At 71.5% G+C, this 16,298-nt stretch carries 18 protein-coding genes and 1 riboswitch; of the genes, 5 read left to right on the plus strand and 13 right to left on the minus strand.

The window, feature by feature from the left end:
• Positions 1-54: 54 nt before the first annotated feature.
• Positions 55-834, minus strand: coding sequence for an aldo/keto reductase (locus IE317_RS01915; protein WP_191306266.1), 780 nt, complete (start codon positions 832-834; stop codon positions 55-57).
• A gap of 40 nt (positions 835-874) precedes the next feature.
• The gene (locus IE317_RS01920; protein WP_191306384.1) at positions 875-1,669 is read right to left on the minus strand and encodes a helix-turn-helix domain-containing protein; all 795 of its coding nucleotides are present in this window, start codon (positions 1,667-1,669) and stop codon (positions 875-877) included.
• A gap of 169 nt (positions 1,670-1,838) precedes the next feature.
• Here IE317_RS01920 and IE317_RS01925 point away from each other — a divergent pair, with 169 nt between their 5' ends.
• Positions 1,839-2,198, plus strand: a complete 360-nt coding sequence (locus IE317_RS01925; RefSeq protein WP_191306267.1) for a nuclear transport factor 2 family protein — start codon at positions 1,839-1,841, stop codon at positions 2,196-2,198.
• Positions 2,199-2,269: 71 nt separating this feature from the next.
• Here the strand turns inward: IE317_RS01925 and IE317_RS01930 are convergent, their stop codons facing one another.
• Positions 2,270-3,424 carry an NAD-dependent epimerase/dehydratase family protein gene (locus IE317_RS01930; RefSeq protein ID WP_191306268.1) on the minus strand — a complete coding sequence of 385 codons (1,155 nt, stop codon included), beginning with the start codon at positions 3,422-3,424 and terminating at the stop codon, positions 2,270-2,272.
• Between the two features lie 139 nt (positions 3,425-3,563).
• On the opposite strand from IE317_RS01930, the gene IE317_RS01935 reads away from it, so the two are divergent.
• The gene (locus IE317_RS01935; protein WP_191306269.1) at positions 3,564-4,061 is read left to right on the plus strand and encodes a GtrA family protein; all 498 of its coding nucleotides are present in this window, start codon (positions 3,564-3,566) and stop codon (positions 4,059-4,061) included.
• Here the strand turns inward: IE317_RS01935 and IE317_RS01940 are convergent.
• Positions 3,991-6,165 carry a glycosyltransferase gene (locus IE317_RS01940; RefSeq protein ID WP_191306270.1) on the minus strand — a complete coding sequence of 725 codons (2,175 nt, stop codon included), beginning with the start codon at positions 6,163-6,165 and terminating at the stop codon, positions 3,991-3,993. The two genes, IE317_RS01935 and IE317_RS01940, sit on opposite strands and share 71 nt — an antisense overlap.
• Entirely contained in the window at positions 6,162-7,097 is a 936-nt protein-coding gene (locus tag IE317_RS01945; RefSeq protein ID WP_191306271.1) for an NAD-dependent epimerase/dehydratase family protein, read from the minus strand. The genes IE317_RS01940 and IE317_RS01945 overlap by 4 nt, the downstream gene beginning before the upstream one ends.
• Positions 7,098-7,219: 122 nt before the next feature.
• Here IE317_RS01945 and IE317_RS01950 point away from each other — a divergent pair, with 122 nt between their 5' ends.
• Together IE317_RS01950 and IE317_RS01955 are read left to right on the plus strand one after the other, a co-directional pair.
• Positions 7,220-7,699, plus strand: a complete 480-nt coding sequence (locus tag IE317_RS01950; protein ID WP_191306272.1) for a hypothetical protein — start codon at positions 7,220-7,222, stop codon at positions 7,697-7,699.
• 68 nt (positions 7,700-7,767) lie between these two features.
• Positions 7,768-8,496 (plus strand): response regulator transcription factor, encoded by a 729-nt coding sequence (locus tag IE317_RS01955; protein WP_191306273.1) that lies wholly within the window; start codon positions 7,768-7,770, stop codon positions 8,494-8,496.
• Here IE317_RS01955 and gcvP read toward each other — a convergent pair.
• Both gcvP and IE317_RS01965 read right to left on the minus strand, forming a co-directional pair.
• Complete coding sequence (gcvP, locus tag IE317_RS01960) at positions 8,485-11,370, minus strand: aminomethyl-transferring glycine dehydrogenase (RefSeq protein ID WP_191306274.1); 2,886 nt, start codon at positions 11,368-11,370, stop codon at positions 8,485-8,487. The two genes, IE317_RS01955 and gcvP, sit on opposite strands and share 12 nt — an antisense overlap.
• Before the next feature lie 174 nt (positions 11,371-11,544).
• Positions 11,545-11,643, minus strand: a riboswitch (glycine riboswitch).
• A gap of 42 nt (positions 11,644-11,685) precedes the next feature.
• Entirely contained in the window at positions 11,686-12,264 is a 579-nt protein-coding gene (locus IE317_RS01965) for a MerR family transcriptional regulator (protein WP_033260631.1), read from the minus strand.
• A gap of 277 nt (positions 12,265-12,541) precedes the next feature.
• Between IE317_RS01965 and IE317_RS01970 the strand changes: the two genes are divergently transcribed.
• Positions 12,542-13,174, plus strand: coding sequence for a TetR/AcrR family transcriptional regulator (locus IE317_RS01970; protein WP_229902405.1), 633 nt, complete (start codon positions 12,542-12,544; stop codon positions 13,172-13,174).
• On the opposite strand, the gene trxA is transcribed toward IE317_RS01970, so the two are convergent.
• The 6 genes from trxA to garA form a co-directional block, all read right to left on the minus strand.
• Positions 13,155-13,490 (minus strand): thioredoxin, encoded by a 336-nt coding sequence (gene trxA, locus IE317_RS01975; RefSeq protein ID WP_191306275.1) that lies wholly within the window; start codon positions 13,488-13,490, stop codon positions 13,155-13,157. The two genes, IE317_RS01970 and trxA, sit on opposite strands and share 20 nt — an antisense overlap.
• Positions 13,491-13,500: 10 nt before the next feature.
• Positions 13,501-13,896, minus strand: coding sequence for a MerR family transcriptional regulator (locus IE317_RS01980; RefSeq protein ID WP_191306276.1), 396 nt, complete (start codon positions 13,894-13,896; stop codon positions 13,501-13,503).
• 41 nt (positions 13,897-13,937) lie between these two features.
• On the minus strand, positions 13,938-14,336 hold the full coding sequence (locus IE317_RS01985; RefSeq protein WP_191306277.1) for a VOC family protein: 399 nt from the start codon (positions 14,334-14,336) through the stop codon (positions 13,938-13,940).
• A 14-nt stretch (positions 14,337-14,350) separates the two neighbouring features.
• Positions 14,351-14,824 carry a bifunctional nuclease family protein gene (locus tag IE317_RS01990; RefSeq protein WP_004559569.1) on the minus strand — a complete coding sequence of 158 codons (474 nt, stop codon included), beginning with the start codon at positions 14,822-14,824 and terminating at the stop codon, positions 14,351-14,353.
• A gap of 216 nt (positions 14,825-15,040) precedes the next feature.
• Entirely contained in the window at positions 15,041-15,787 is a 747-nt protein-coding gene (gene ftsR / locus IE317_RS01995; protein WP_191306278.1) for a transcriptional regulator FtsR, read from the minus strand.
• Positions 15,784-16,248, minus strand: a complete 465-nt coding sequence (garA, locus tag IE317_RS02000; protein WP_004559567.1) for a glycogen accumulation regulator GarA — start codon at positions 16,246-16,248, stop codon at positions 15,784-15,786. The genes ftsR and garA overlap by 4 nt, the downstream gene beginning before the upstream one ends.
• Between the last annotated feature and the right edge of the window lie 50 nt (positions 16,249-16,298).

Here is a 16,298-nt window from a genome sequence, read left to right on the forward strand (position 1 = left end):
ACGCACCGTCTGACGTTTCTCGGCCGCGCCCCGGCTCAAGCGGGACCCCCGGTGCTAGACGCGCGTGCCGTTGTCGAGTTCGGCCACCACGGCGAGGTCGTCGTCGGCCAGCTCGAAGTCGAAGATCCCGAAGTTCTCGCGGATTCGGGTGGTGGTGGCCGACGCCGCCACCGCGACCGTGCCGCACTGCAGGTGCCACCGGAGCACGATCTGGGCCGGGGTCTTGCCGTACTTGGCGGCGAGCGCGGTGACCGTCTCGTCGGACAGCAGCGCCGCGTTCGCGGCCGGGCTGGCGGCGGCCGTCACGATGCCGCGCTCGGCGTGGAATTCGCGCAGCGGGAGCTGCTGCAACCACGGGTGCAGCTCGATCTGGTTGACCGACGGCACCGAGCCGGTCGCGTCGATGAGCCGGCGCAGCTCGGAGCCGCCGAACCCGGCCACGCCGATCGCGCGGGCCCGCCCGTCGGCACGCAACCGGCCCAGCGCGCGCCAGGTGTCGGTGAACGCGCCCTTCGTGCCGTCCAGCAGGCACAGGTCGGCCCGCTCGAGCCCGAGCGCCTCCAGCGCCTGGTCGGCAGCACGGCGGGCGGAATCATAGCCCTGGGCGGGCACGTGGACGCTGACGAAGAGGTCTTCGCGGGGCACCTCGGCCGCGGCGAGCACCGCGCCCACCGCCGTCTCGGTGCCCGGTGTCGCGTCGATGCCGCGGTAACCGGTGTCGAGGGCGATGCGGACGGCCCGGCCGGTTTCGGCCGGGGACAGGCCGGCGACGCCGAACAGCAGCTGGGGGATGCGGACTCCGACGGACAGGGCGAGCGAAGGCGGGACGGCCATCAACCGGTGATCCTCACTTCGGATGCTGCGCGGACCCCCATCATCCCACCCGGGCGGCCCGCTCGCGCAGGAACGCCGCGGTCGCCGGGTCGGCCGGGAAGAACGACTCGATCACCAGTTCCGCGACGGTGACGTCCAGCGGCGTGCCGAACGTCGCCACCGTGCTGAAGAACGTCAGGTCGGTGCCCTCATGCCGGAACCTGAGCGGCACGAAGATGTCACCCGGCCCGGGCACCTCGACCTCCGGCACGGGCTGGTCGCACGGATACCCGCGCAGCTCCTCCAGGAGCGCGGCGAGGCCCGCGTCCGCGGTCTGGGTCACCTGGCGTCGCAGCCGGCCGAGCAGGTGGGCGCGCCACTCCCCCAGGTTCCGGATGTGCGGGGCCATGCCGTCGGGGTGCAGGGTGGCGCGCAGCACGTTGGTGGTCAGCTCGGCCGGGATCCCGGCGACGAAGAGGCCGATGGCGGTGTTGGCCTCGACGAGGTCCCAGTTCCGGTCGACGACGGCGGCCGGGTACGGCTCGTGCCCGGCCAGGAGCTGCCGCACGGCCTGCCGGACGGCGTCCATCCCCGGATCCCCCAGCGCGGTCTCGGTGTAGGCGGGCGCGTACCCGGCGGCGAGCAGCAGCCGGTTGCGTTCCCGCAGCGGGACGTCGAGGTGCTCGCCGAGGCGCAGCACCATGTCCCGGCTCGGCTTGGAGCGCCCGGTTTCCACGAAGCTGAGGTGGCGGGTGGAGATTTCCGCCGAGATCGCGAGGTCGAGCTGGCTGATCCGGCGCCGGTCGCGCCATTCCCGCAGCAGCTCGCCGACGGGCCGCTGCCGCGCCTGCACCATGGTCGTCACGCGAGCGACGCTACGGGGACCGCGCAACCGCGGCCATTACTTCCGGGGTAATGGCCGGGCATTACCTCCCGCGTAATCGACGCGCCGCGACCGGCCCGCCAGAGTGGGTTCCAGCGCAGGGACGACCGAAACCGTTGTCCCCCAACGAAAGGAACGCTTCATGACCGACGTCCGCACCCTCGTCGAGCAGTACATCGCCGTCTGGAACGAGACCGACGGCGACAAGCGCCGCGCCCTCATCGCCGACGTCTTCACCGAGACCGCCGGCTACACCGACCCGCTCGGCGCCGTCACCGGGCACGACGGGATCGACCAGTTCGTGGCCGGGGCGCAGGCGCAGTTCGGCGGGCTCACCTTCAGCCTGCCCGCCGGCCCGGACGCCCACCACGACCTCGCCCGGTTCCAGTGGTACCTCGGCACGCCCGGTGCCGAGCCGGTCGCCATCGGCTTCGACGTCGTCGAGCTCGAAGACGGCAAGATCGCCAAGGTGCACGGCTTCCTCGACAAGCTGCCCGGCTGACCGCCTCGTGAGTGGTAAGGCGGGTTGGAACCCGCCTTGCCACTCACGACCGGCCAGGGCAGCGGGGGTGCCTAGCTCTTCAGCGCGCCCCGCCAGCGGACGGCCGGGCGGAGCTTCTCCGGGTTCACCCGGTGCTTGTTGGCGCCCACGATGTCGAACATCGACTCGATCAGCGTGTCCGAGAGCAGGTGCGGCTGCAGCCCCAGCCCGACCAGCCCCGTGTGCTTCACGTTGTAGTAGTGCTCCGGCGCCTCGGTGCGCGGGTTCTCCAGGTGCTCGATCTGCACCGGGCCGGGGAACCGGTCGGCGACGAGGTCGGCGATGGCCGCCACCGACATGCTTTCGGTCATCTGGTTGAACACGCGGAACTCCCCCGGCTCGGCCGGGTGCTCGACGGCCAGGCGGATGCACTCCACGGTGTCGCGGATGTCGATCAGGCCGCGGGTCTGCGTGCCCTTGCCGTAGACGGTCAGCGGCTGGCCCAGCACCGCTTGGATGACGAACCGGTTGAGGACCGTGCCGAACACCGCGTCGTAGTCGAAGCGGGTCGCCAGGCGCGGGTCCAGCGCCGTCTGCGGGGTCTGCTGGCCGTACACCACGCCCTGGTTGAGGTCCGTCGCGCGCAGGCCCCACGCGCGGCAGGTGAATTCGATGTTGTGCGAATCGTGGACCTTGGTCAGGTGGTAGAAGGAACCCGGCCGTTTCGGGAACAGCACCCGGTCGGAGCGGCCGTTGTGCTCCAGGTCCAGCCAGCCTTCTTCGATGTCGACGTTCGGCGTGCCGTATTCGCCCATCGTGCCCAGTTTGACCAGGTGGATCGCCGGATCGATCTCCGCGATCGCGTACAGCAGGTTCAGGTTGCCGATCACATTGTTGTGCTGGGTGTACACCGCGTGTTCGCGGTCGATCATGGAATACGGTGCCGACCGCTGCTCCGCGTAGTGGACGACGGCGTCGGGCGCGAAGTCACGCACCGCTTCGAACAGGAACTCCGCGTCGAGGAGATCGCCTTCGTAGCTGGTGATGGTCCGGCCGGAGAGCTCCTGCCAAGTCGCGATGCGGTCGGCGAGCGAGGCGATCGGGACCAGGCTCTCGACGCCGAGTTCGGCGTCGTACCCGCGCCGCGCGAAATTGTCGAGAACGGCCACGTCGTGGCCTTTGTCCGATAAGTGCAACGCGGTCGGCCAGCCCAGATATCCGTCACCGCCGAGAACCAGCACACGCATTGTGCCGCCTTTCCTGCTCGTTTACGCCACACGAACGCTATAGATCACGTGCTGATGAAGACCTGGCAATGACCTGTGAATCTCCTATGCATGAGGGGCCCGGACGGCGGCGCGACCGGCCCACGGGGAGGATGGGGGCATGACGACCGTAACCAACGCCGTGCGGCCCCGCACGGCGGAGACGACCCGCCACCGCGGCTGGGCGCGGCTGGCGCGCGCCGCGACGACGTCGGTCGCCGCCACGGTCCTCAGCCAGGTCGTCCTGCTGGCCGTCCTCGCGACCGGCGGTGCCGCGGCCCTGGCGAGCACGCTGGCCTGGGCGGCCGGGGCGGTGCTGAACTTCCTGGTCACCCGGCGCTGGGTGTGGGGCCGCACCGGGCGGCCGCGCGTCCGCCGCGAGCTGCTGCCCTACCTCGCGGTGATCGGGCTCGGCGGCCTGGCGTCGATCGGCCTGACGACCCTCGCCGGTTCGCTGCTGACCCCCCTGGAGCTGCCGCACTTCTGGTGGGTCGTGCTCGTCGACGGCGCGTACGTCGCCAGTTACGCGCTGGTGTTCCTCGTCAAGTTCACGCTGCTCGACCGGGTCGTGTTCGGCCGCGGCGCAGCACGTACCCCCGCCACCACGTCCCGGTCATGACCCGGGCGTAGTTGGCGCCGTAGACCAGGCTGCCGCCCTTCTTGCTCTTGCCCGCCTTGCGCAGCCGCATGCTCATCGGCAGTTCGGCCACCCGGGCGCCGCGGGCGGTGACGCCGAGCAGCAGCTCCGAGGACTGGTACTGCGGCTCGCGCAGCGGGACCGCGCACGCCAGGTCCGCCCGCATCGCGCGGAAGCCGAACGAAGTGTCGGTGATCCGCCGCGCGGTCAGCACCGACGCGAGCGCCGCGAACACCCGGACGCCGAGCCACCGGACGCGGCTGTCGGCCTCCTCGTGCCCGAGCCGCCGGGACCCGGTGACGAAGTCCGCGGTGCCGTCGACGACCGGGCGGACGAGCGTTTCCAGCTCGCTGTTGTCGTACTGGCCGTCGGCGTCGGTCGTCACGACGTACTCGGCGCCGGCCTCGGCCGCGAGGTGGTAGCCCAGCCGCAGTGCGGCTCCTTGTCCGCGGTTGCGGGGCGCGACGCACACGTACGCGCCGTGCGCCTCGGCGATCGCGGCCGTGTCGTCGGTCCCGCCGTCGACGACGACGAGGACGTCCACCGGCATGCCGAGGCACTGGTCCGGCATCTTTTCCAGGACTTCGCCGATGCCGCCGGCCTCGTTGTAGGCGGCGATGACGACGGTCAGCGGCGCCAGTGTCAGTCCCGGGTGGCGGCCGCGGAAGTCGTCGAGGGCACCCGAGTCGACGTCGTCGGGGAAGGCGGCGAGCCGCTTCCGGCTCGCCGAGGTCAGCGTGGTGAAGCCGAGCGCCCCGGCGACCGGCAGCAGGACGAGCGCCGGGATCTGGTAGCGCCAGGAGAACTCGAACGCGGCCGAGGCGAACAGCAGGACGAGCCCGCTCGACGCCGCGAACAGCGCCCCGGCCTGGGCGCGGTCCAGGGGCTTCTTGCGCCGGAACACCGTCAGCAGACCGAGCAGCGCACCGAGGCCGAGCACGCCGCCCGCGACGTACCCGCCGCCGAGCTGGTAGTCGCGGAGGAACTGCGCCAGTGGCCGGTCGACGCTCGCGACGACGCCGTCGTTCTGCAGCGTGACCAGGTCGATCAGGGACTGGTCGGCCCACTGCGGGTACGTCAGCTGGAACTGCCACCGGTCCAGCGGGACGTCGGTGGGGTCCTGCTCGCGCGTCCAGGCGAAGCTCTTCGCGAAGTCGTCCAAGATCGCTTCGGCGACGTCGCCGGGTTGTGCCTTCAGGACTTCGATGGCGAACTGGTGGGCCAGGGCGGTCTTGTCGGCGCCGGGGGGCAGCGGGCCGGGCCAGTTCGGGTCGAGGTCGGCGTGGGTGTAGTTGTCGACGAGCCGCTTCTCGCGGGGTTCGGCCGGGCAGAACACCTGCAGCTGCGGCGCGAGGTGGAGGTTCGGGCAGTCGGCGACGGCGGCGGTGCGGCCGTAGAGCATGTTCCCGGAGGGGCCGGTCAGGCCCCACTTCCCGGTCTCCGCGTGCACGCGGGCGGAATACGGCAGGAGCACGGCGAGCAAGCCCAGCAGGCCGACGCCGGCCCGGCGCCAGCCGGCCCACTGCCGCCACGCTCCCCCGGCGACCACGAGGAACACCAGCAGCGGGAGGGCGAGTGAGATCCCGATCAGCCGCGTGAGCACGCCGAAGCCGAGCAGCAGGCCCGCGGCGCCGGCGCGCTTCCAGCCCGGGGTGCCCCAGCCGAGCATGGCCCAGAGGAGCCCGAGGAGCACGGCCTCGAACGTCACCTCGGACATGATGTTCTGCTCGATCTGCAGCTGGTAGGCGTCGAGCAGGACCGGGGTCGCCGCGAGCGCGCCCACCCACGGACGGCCGCCGAGGCGCAGGACCAGGCCGTAGACGCCGATCGCGATGAGGACGCCGCCGGCGTGCTGGACCGCCGCGACCCAGGCGAGCCCCCCGACCGCCAGCAGCGGCCGCAGGACGAGGTCGTAGCCGATCGGGTTGAGCTGGTCGGCGCGCAGGGCGTGCAGGTTGTCGATGTAGCGGAAGGAGTCGATGTACAGCAGCGCCGGGCGGTAGGCCAGCCAGGTCAGCACGCGGAGCGTGACCGCCGGGACGAGGAGCAGGAGCAGCAGCCAGTGCCGCTTGAGGAAAGCCCTCACTGGTTCGCGAGACCGGAGAAGTACTTCCACGCCGTGGCCAGGCCGTCGGTCAGGGAGACCTCCGGCCGGTAGCCGATGGTCTCCGCGCTCGCCGCGACGTCGACGACGACCGCGGGCATCTCCCCGGCCGGGGCGTCGACGTGCTCGACCGGCAGCTCGGCGCCGGTCACCTCGCGGACGGCCTCGACCATCTCCAGCACCGACACCGAGCGCCCGGCGCCGACGATCGCGTGGCCCGAGTAGCCGCTGTCGAGGGCCAGCAGGACCGCGCGGACGACGTCGTCGACGTGCACGAGGTCGCGGCGCTGGCGGCCGTCGCCGTAGACCCTGACCCCGCCGCCGGTCAGCGCGGCCCGCATCATCCGCGGCACGAAACTGTCCTTGTGGGACATGCCCGGACCGTAGACGTTGGTGAACCGCAACGCACACGTCGTCATGCCGTACGCCCCGGCGTAGCCCGACAGCAGCATTTCGCACGCCGCCTTGGTGGCGCCGTACGGCGTCAGCGGGCGCAGCGGCAGGTCCGGGGTGATCGTCGCGGTGCCGACGTTGCCGATCACCGCGTTGGTCGAGGCGAGCAGGAACTTCGGCACCTCGAGGCGGCGCGCGAGCTCCAGCAGCTCCTGGGTGACCAGGACGTTGTCGGCGAAGGTGTCCTCGGGCAACTCGACCGACTTGAGCACCGACGTCAGCGCGGCGAGGTGCACGATGCCCGCGATCCCGCGATCCACGGCCGCTTCGCGGACGGCCGCGTCGCGGAGGTCGCCGGTGACGACGCGGACGCCGTCGGTGTCTTCGGGGAAGGGGACCCGGTCCACGACGGTGACCGGGACGCCCCGGCCGCGGAGGGCGCGCACGACGGCCCGGCCGATGAAGCCGCTGCCGCCGGTCACGACCACGGACGTCCGATCAGGACCGTGCCCATTCGCCATGGGCGTCAACCTACCTGCCGTTCCTGTGCGCCCGCAGTGGGCATACGCAGAAGTGCGTATGGCCGCCCGAGGCCCCGGGTTGGTGTCCTTGACCGGTCACAGCAATGGGGAGAAGGCACACCATGAAACGACTCTTCACCGTTCCGGCGCTCCTGCTCGCTTCGGTCGCCGGGCTGCTCGGCGTCCCGGGCGCGGCCCAGGCGGCCACGACCGACGTCGGGGTCATCCCGGCGAGCCGGTCGTGCCCGGCCGGGACCGAGGCCGTGGTGATCCGGATGGACGACGAGGACTCCGGCAACACGAACTCGCGCGGCGGGTTCATCGGCGCGGTCAGCAGCACGAGCAACACGGAGTTCTTCTTCTGCCGGGTGAACGGCACCGCGTTCCGCGGCGTCGTGCAGTCCGGCTCGTTCCGGCCCTACGCGGTCCTGAAGCTCGGGGCGAACTGCCCGAACGGCTCCCAGGAGTTCTCGCGGCGGTTCGACAACGAAGACGACAGCAACAACAACCAGTACTCCGCACCCGCGGGGATCAGCAGCATCGCGCAGTCGATGGTCAGCGCCGGGTCGAACACGACGATGAACGTCCGGATCGCCCGGTAGCGTCCGGTTCGTATCTCCCTCGGCTCTCCTGGGTCTTTTCCGACCGGGAGAGCCGAGGGGGATGCGGGATGAGCAGTGAACTGACCGCGCGGTGCCTGCACCGCGCACTCGACGTCGTCCACGAACTGAAGGCGGGACCGGCTGCGGGCCTGGCCGCGCTGGGCCGGCTCGTCGGCTGCGACGTCGTCGCGTGCACGAGCACCGAGCACACGACCCGGCGGCTGACCGGCACGGTGATCGACCGTCCGGAGCAGAACCTGCTGCGCCACCCGCAGTTCCGCGCGCAGGCCCACCAGCACCCGGCGTTCGCGGCCCACCGCGGCGGCCGGCTGCCGCTGGGGGCGTCGGCCGCCCTGACCGACCTGGCGGACCAGCGCACGCTGCGGGCGCTGCCGCTGTACACGGACTTCTACCGGCCGCAGGGCACGGCCGACCAGCTGCTGTGCGTGGTCCAGGCCGACGCCCGGCACGGGCGGATCCTGACGCTCAACCGCTCCCGCCCGGGCTTCTCCGCCCGGGACCGAGCTGGTGGACCTGCTCGCCCCGCACGTGGCCCAGGCGTTCGCCCGCGAGGAGCCGCCACCGGTCCGGCCGGTCACCGCGGTGCCGCTCGCCGTGCTGACCAGGCGGGAGCGCGAGGTGGCCGAGGCGGTGTGGCGCGGGCGGCGACCGACCGGGAGGTCGCCCGGCTCCTGGGGATCAGCCCGCGGACGGTGCAGAAGCACCTGCAGCAGATCTACCGGAAGCTGGACCTGACCAGCCGTGCCGAACTGATGGTCCACCTCTCACGGAGTTGAGGCGAACGCCTCCGGGGGCGGGCAGGAGCAGACCAGGTTCCGGTCCCCGGCCGCGCCGTCGATCCGCCGGACCGGCGGCCAGTTCTTCGCCGCCGTCGTCCCCGCCGGGAACACCGCGGTTTCGCGGCTGTACGGGCGGCTCCACTCGCCGGTGACGCAGCGGGCCGTGTGCGGGGCCTGCCGCAGCGGCGAGTCCTCGAGGGGCCACTCCCCCGCCGCGACGCGGTCGATCTCGCCGCGGATGGCGATCATCGCCGCGCAGAAGCGGTCGAGCTCGGCGAGGTCTTCGCTCTCCGTCGGCTCCACCATCAGGGTGCCCGCGACCGGGAACGACATGGTCGGGGCGTGCAGCCCGTAGTCCGCGAGCCGTTTCGCGACGTCGTCGACCGTGACGCCGGTGGCCTTCGTCAGCGGCCCGAGGTCGAGGATGCACTCGTGCGCGACCAAGCCGTCATGACCGGCGTACAGGACCGGGTAGTGGCCGGCGAGGCGGCGGGCGACGTAGTTGGCGTTGGCCACCGCGACGAGCGTCGCCCGGCGCAGGCCCTCGGCGCCCATCATCCGGACGTACGCCCACGAAATCGGCAGGATCGACGCGCTGCCCCACGGCGCCGCGCTGACCGGGCCGACGCCGGTGGCCGGGCCGGCCGCCGGCTGGAGCGGGTGGTTCGGCAGGAACGGCGCCAGGTGCGCGCGGACCCCGATCGGGCCGACGCCGGGGCCACCACCGCCGTGCGGGATGCAGAACGTCTTGTGGAGGTTGAGGTGCGAGACGTCGGCGCCGAAGCGGCCGTACTGGGCGACGCCGATGAGCGCGTTGAGGTTGGCGCCGTCGACGTACACCTGACCGCCCGCGTCGTGCACCGCCGCGCAGACCTCGCCGACGGTGTCTTCGTAGACGCCGTGCGTCGACGGGTAGGTGAGCATGATCGCCGCGAGATCGGCCCGGTGCCCGTCCACTGTGGACTTCAGGTGGGCGAGGTCGATGTTGCCGTCGTCGTCGCAGCGGACGACGACCACGCGCATGCCCGCCATCACCGCGCTGGCCGCGTTCGTGCCGTGCGCGCTCGCCGGGATCAGGCAGACGTCCCGCGCGTGCTCGCCGCGGGCGCGGTGGAAGGCGCGGATGGCGAGCAGCCCCGCGAACTCGCCCTGGCTGCCGGCGTTGGGTTGCAGGGAAACCGCGTCGTAGCCGGTGATCCGCGCGAGCCAGGCGCTCAGGTCGGCGACGACGTCCAGGAGCCCGGCGGCGTCCTCGGCCGGCGCGAACGGGTGCAGGCCGGCGAACTCCGGCCAGGTGACCGGCTCCATTTCGGCGGTGGCGTTGAGCTTCATGGTGCACGAGCCCAGCGGGATCATGCTGCGGTCGAGGGCGACGTCCTTGTCGGCCAGCTGCCGCAGGTAGCGCAGCATCGCGGTTTCCGAGCGGTGCGCGTGGAAAACCGGGTGCGTCAGGTACTCGCTCGTCCGCCGCAGCGGGGCCGGGAGCGCGTCCGCGGTGTCCGCGTCGAGGCCGTCCACATCGGACACCGAGACGCCGAACGCCTTCCAGACGCAGGAAAGCCGCTCTCGGGTGGTGGTCTCGTCGCAGGCGATGCCGACGTGGTCGCCGTCGATCCGGCGCAGGGAGATGCCGAGGTCGCGGGCCGCGGCGACGACCGCGTCCGCCCGGCCCGGCACGGCCGCGACGACGGTGTCGAAGAACTCGCCGTGCACGACTTCGACGCCGCCTTCGGCGAGGCCGGCGGCCAGCACGGTGGCCATCCGGTGGGTGCGCAGCGCGATCGACCGCAGCCCGTCGGGGCCGTGGTACACCGCGTACATCGACGCCATCACGGCGAGGAGGACCTGGGCGGTGCAGATGTTCGACGTCGCCTTCTCGCGGCGGATGTGCTGTTCGCGCGTCTGGAGGGCGAGCCGGTACGCGGGCGCGCCGTCGGCGTCCTTCGAGACGCCGACGAGCCGGCCGGGCAGCTGCCGTTCGAGGCCCTGCCGCACCGCCAGGTAGGCGGCGTGCGGACCGCCGAAGCCGAGCGGGACGCCGAAGCGCTGCGTCGAGCCGATGGCGACGTCGGCGCCGAGCTCGCCCGGCGGCCGAAGCAGGGTGAGGGCGAGGGGGTCGGCGGCGACGATCACGGCCGCACCGTGCTTCTTGGCCTCGGTGATGGCGAGGTCGAGCTCGCGGACCGCGCCGGACGCGCCCGGGTAGGACAGGAGCACGCCGAAGAAGTCGCCGCCCAGCCCGAGCCCGGTCAGTCCCTGGGAGAGGTCCTCGACGACGAGTTCGATGCCGAGGGGCTCGGCCCGGGTCCGGAGGACGGCGAGGGTCTGCGGGAGGGTGTCTTCGTCGACGACGAACCGGTTCGACGTCGCCCGCCCGGCCCGGCGCACGAGGGTCATCGCCTCGGCCGCCGCGGTGGCCTCGTCGAGCAGGGAGGCGTTGGCGACGGGGAGCCCGGTCAGGTCGGCGACCACGGTCTGGAAGTTGAGCAGCGCTTCGAGCCGCCCTTGGGAAATTTCCGGCTGGTAGGGCGTGTAGGCGGTGTACCAGGCGGGGTTTTCGAGGACGTTCCGCCGGATGACGGGCGGGGTGACCGTGTCGTGGTAGCCGAGCCCGATCATGGCGGCGGTCGGGCGGTTGCGGGCGGCCAGCGTGCGAAGTTCGGCGAGGGCTTGCGCCTCGGAAGCGGCGGGTGGCAGTTCGAGCGGCTGGGCGGAGTCCCGCAGCGATTCCGGGACGGCCCGCTCGGCGAGTTCGTCGAGGGAGGCGACGCCGATGACGTCGAGGATGTGCCGGAGGTCGGCGGAATCGGGTCCGATGTGCCGGTCCGCGAAGGGAATGCCCTGCTCGAGGGAGGCGAGTGACGGATCCACGATGGCCTCCTGGGGACAGCGGGGCTGGACCGGGACGACGATGTCCTGGCCCTCCCCACTCTGTCCGTACCTCCCGGAGGAGGCGCCTGAGAGTTTCGCCCGCAGGTTGAGCCGGGCTTGCACCGTCGGCGGGGCCATCAGGCTGTGTCCTGACGACCCGCTTTCCAGAGGCGTCTCGTCCGCGCGGTCCAGGGTGCCTGAGAGGTTCCGGGGAGGACTTGCTCCTTCGGCGCCGAGCTCAAGGTGTGGCTCGGACTCTCCCGCGCGGATTCGTCGACCGCACGGTGAACCTTACTCTGCCCGCCGCGGTGGTGATCACCCGGTCTTGCGGGCGTTGCGGCGCTGGGTGAGTTCGTCCGGTTCGTGCGTCTCGACGATGCCGCCGTCGGCGCGTTCGGCCGGGAATTCGTGGATCGTGCCGCTGATTTCCTGCATCGCGCCGCTGACGGCGATGCCGAAGACGCCCTGGCCGCCCTGGAGCAGGTCGACGATTTCCTCCGGCGACGTGCACTCGTAGACCGTGGTGCCGTCGGAGAACAGCGTCACCCGGGCCAGGTCGCGGACGCCGCGGACGCGCAGGTGGTCGACGGCGACCCGGATGTTCTGGAGTGAGACGCCGGTGTCCAGGAGCCGCTTGACGACCTTGAGGACCAGGATGTCCTTGAAGGAGTACAGCCGCTGCGAGCCGGAGCCGTGCGCGGTGCGGATGCTGGGCGCGACCAGCTTGGTCCGGGCCCAGTAGTCGAGCTGCCGGTAGGTGATGCCGGCGATCTGGCACGCCGCCGGACCCCGGTAGCCCACCAGCTCGTCGGGCAGCGAGTTGTCGGGGAACAGTTCCCCTTGCTCACCAGTCGCGACCTCGACAGGCTGCTTCTCGGAACCAGCCTCGACCACGCAAGCCTCCCCTCGCCCGACCTGACGGCCGGCGAATGACAGCCGGACGGTCCCAGGAGCGGGACCCGCCGGAGATCAACCGCCACGATCCGGCCCCAGACCGTGAATCACACCGTGGCGATTTCCCTTCTTCGACGGTAAGCGCCCGGACAGTGCCGGTCAACGCGACGCGCGGCAAGGCCAGGCGGTCGGCTGACCCTTTGAGCCGTTTGCTGTACCCCCTGCGGCGTGGTTCAAACCCCTTGACCTTTTTACTCAGCCGAGTAACTTGTTACTCATGCAAGTAAACACCGACCTCATGGCCGAGATGGGCCTCAGCCCCGCCGAGGCCGCGCGCCGGGCGCAGATCATCGGCGCCACCATCGGCGTGCTGTCCGACCTGGGCTACCGGCGGACCACCTTCGCCAAGATCAAGGAGCGAGCCGGGCTGAGCAGCACCCGGCTGATCTCGTACCACTTCACGAACAAGGCCGGCCTGATGCAGGCCGTGCTCAGCACGGTCGTCGAGACGAAGGCCGGCTTCCTCACCGAACGCACCGGCGGCGGCCTCGACCCGGCCGACCGGCGCGGCTACCTGCGGGCGCACATCGAGACGTCGGTGGCGTTCCTGCGCGCCTACCCCGAGTGCGTCCGGGCGCTGTCGGAGCTCGCGGCCAACGCCGACGACGCCGACGGCTGGGTCATGACGAAGGTGCTGGTCGACGACCTGCGCGTGCACGGGCTGGCCCGCCAGCTCAAGCAGGGCCAGGCCGAGGGCGTCTTCGGCGAGTTCACGCCCGAGGTGATGGCGATGTCGATCGCCCAGGCCATCGACGGTGTCGCCGCGGCCTACGCCGCCGACCCGGAGCTGGACCTGGAGCAGTACGGGCGTGAGCTGGCGGACACGTTCGTCAAAGCGACGGCGCCGTGAGGGCCCGGTCGAGCCGCTCTTCGATGCGGGCCTTCGGGAACGCGCCGACGATCGTCTCGACCGGTTCCCCGCCGCGGAAGAGGATCATCGTGGGCAGGGACATGACCTGGTAGGAGCGGGTGGTCTCGGGGTTCTCGTCGGCGTTGATCTTGCGCACGGCGAGCTCGCCGTCCCGCTCGGCGGCCAGCTGCGCGAGCACCGGGCCGACCATCCGGCACGGGCCGCACCAGGTGGCCCAGAACTCGACGAGCACGGGGACGTCACTGCCGAGGACCTCGGCGAAGGTCGCGTCGGTGACGTCGGTGACTGCGGACATGGGGGCTCCTTCAGGGGCGCGGGGATGCGGGCACGACACACGGATCGGGCGCCTGCCGCGTGAGGGCGGCGGCGAGTTTCGCGGCCAGTTCGCCGCGGATGCCGCCGAGCCGCGCGAGGAGGGCGTCGGCTTCTTCGAGCTTGCGCCGGTAGACCTCGATCGAGCTGGCGCAGGAGTCGCCGGTCTCGTGGCCGTTGCGCAGGCACTCGACGAACGGGCGCGTCTCTTCCAGGGTCAGGCCGACCGTCTGGAGGGTCTGGATCTCCTTGACCAGCTGGAGGTCGTCCTCGTCGTACTCGCGGTAGCCGTTCGCCGCACGACGGGCCCTCAGGAGGCCCTGGTCCTCGTAAAACCGCAGCGCACGGGTGGTGACCCCCGTGCGCTGCGCCAGTTCTCCGATCCGCATGCCTCGACGCTAGACGTTGACGTCCACGTCAAGGCAAGTTCTCACGTATCGGCTTCGATGGCGAAGGTGTTGCCGTCCGGGTCCCGGAACCAGGCGATCCGCCCGCCGCCGGCCCGGGCGGTGATCCCCCTCGCGTCGTGTTCGAGCTGGTCGTAGCGGGTGAATTCGACGCCGGCCGCGGTGAGTTCGTCAACGATTTCGTCGAGGTCGTCGACGTACCAGGTCGCCAGGGTGGCCGGGCTCTTCCCGGCGGTGACGGACTGGTACACGTTCAGGGCCGGTCCGCCACCGGATCCGTAGGTCCGGCTGCCGCCGGCGATGTGCGCGCTGGGGCCGGACCGCAGCGCCCGCAGGCCGAGCTTGCCTTCGTAGAACGCGACCGCCCGGTCGATGTCGGACACGGCGACCGAAGCTCGGACCTGGTGCGCGCTCAGGGGCATGGGCTCCGCACCCCTCAGGTGTCGGCACCCCGGAAGTCTTCGGGCGACACGGAGTCGAGGAACTCGCGGAACTTCTCGACCTCGTCCTCCTGCTCGTCCGGGATGATCAGGCCCGCTTCCTCCAGCACCGAGTCCACGGCGTGGATGGGGACGCCGATCCGCAGGGCCAGCGCGACCGAGTCGCTCGGCCGGGCGGACACCCGGATGTCGCCGTCGAACACGAGCTCGGCGAAGAACGTGCCTTCCTTCAGGTCGGTGATGACGACCTGCTCGAGCTCCCGGCCGAGCGCTCCGATGACCTCTTTCAGCAGGTCATGCGTGAGCGGGCGGGCGGGGCGGACCCCCTGCTGCTCCAAGGCGATGGCGGTGGCTTCGACCGAGCCGATCCAGATCGGCAGGTACCGTTCGCCTTCGGTTTCCCGCAGCAACAAGATCGGCTGATTCGCGGGCAGCTCGACCCGCACACCGACGACGCGCATTTCGCTCATCGGGCTTCGCCTCCCTCTCGTGCACACGGGCTGCAGCGCTGAACCGGCTTCACGCCCATACTCCCGACGCTACCCGTCATCCGTGCGCTGTGCTCGCTGTCCGGACTCTCTCGGTTCGCCTGCCGCAAACCCGTGCCTTCACGGTACGGCATGCGGTGCCGAACATTCAGTCATTGACATGGGACCGCAAAGAGGATCTCACTGCCCCGTTATCGATCAACACCCGGCGACGCCGCGGATTCCCGCCTTGACGAGGAGCGTGTGCAGGGTCACGGACAGGGCCGCGAGCTCCCGCACCACCTCGTCGGCGCGCGCCTTCGCCTCGGGGTCGCGGTGCCGGTACACCGGCGTCACGATCTGCTCCAGCAGCCCGACCTCGCGGTCGGCCGCCGCGCGGAAGGCACGCAGGTGCCGCGGCTCGATGCCGAACTCGGTCATCGCCTTGACCGTCCGCGCGACCAGCACCGCGTCCGCGTCGAAGAACCCGGCGGGACCGGACCGGACCAGGCCGTACTGCTGCAGCTCGGCCAGCGCCGGCGCGTCGATGCCGGCCTGCGCCAGGAGCTCCTCGCGGGTCAGGCGCAGCTCCTTGCCCGGGGCGAAGTCGTCCGCGACGGGCAGGCCGACGTTCTCGGCCGGCGCGTCGATCGGCACCAGCCGGCGCGGCGGGCGGGGCAGGGCCGCGGTGGGCTCGGCGCCCGAATCCACCGCGTCCAGCTGCTCTTTGATGACCTTCAACGGGAGGTAGTGGTCCCGCTGGGCGGCCAGGACGAACCGCAGGCGCTCCACGTCCGCCGCGGCGAACTGCCGGTAGCCCGACGGCGTGCGGCCCGGCGTGACCAGGCCTTCCGCTTCGAGGAACCGGATCTTGGAGATGGTGACGTCGGGGAAGTCCCCGCGCAGCTGCGCGAGAACCGCCCCGATGCTCAGTCCGTGGTTCTGTGGCCGCCCGGCCGCCGTCACTGCGCCCCCTGGCCCCCGTGACCCGGGCCGGTCAGGAAGACCAGGCGGAACTTGCCGATCTGCACCTCGTCGCCGCCGGCGAGCACGGCCTGGTCGACCGGCTCGCGGTTGACGTAGGTGCCGTTGAGGCTGCCGACGTCGATGACGACGAACTCGCCGCCCTCACGCCGGAACTCGGCGTGCCGGCGGGAGACCGTGACGTCGTCGAGGAAGATGTCGCTGTCCGGGTGCCGCCCCGCGCTGGTGGTGTCGCGGTCGAGCAGGAACCGCGAACCCGCGTTCGGCCCGCGCTTCACGACCAGCAGCGCCGAACCCGGGGGCAGGGCGTCGACACCCTGGACCGGGGCTTCCGGGGCGGGCTCGCGACCTTCGGCTTCGGCCAGGAAGTCGGCCCGGAAGACAGAGGTCCGCTCCGGAGACTGCTCCGGGGGAACGCCGCCGGGCCCGTCGTTCGTGCTCACCTGAGCTCTCCTCCACACATGCTGTGTTGCCAGTACTCAAGAACGTGTAG

The organism is Amycolatopsis bullii (assembly GCF_014654205.1).
GTDB classification, from domain to species: Bacteria; Actinomycetota; Actinomycetes; order Mycobacteriales; family Pseudonocardiaceae; genus Amycolatopsis; species Amycolatopsis plumensis.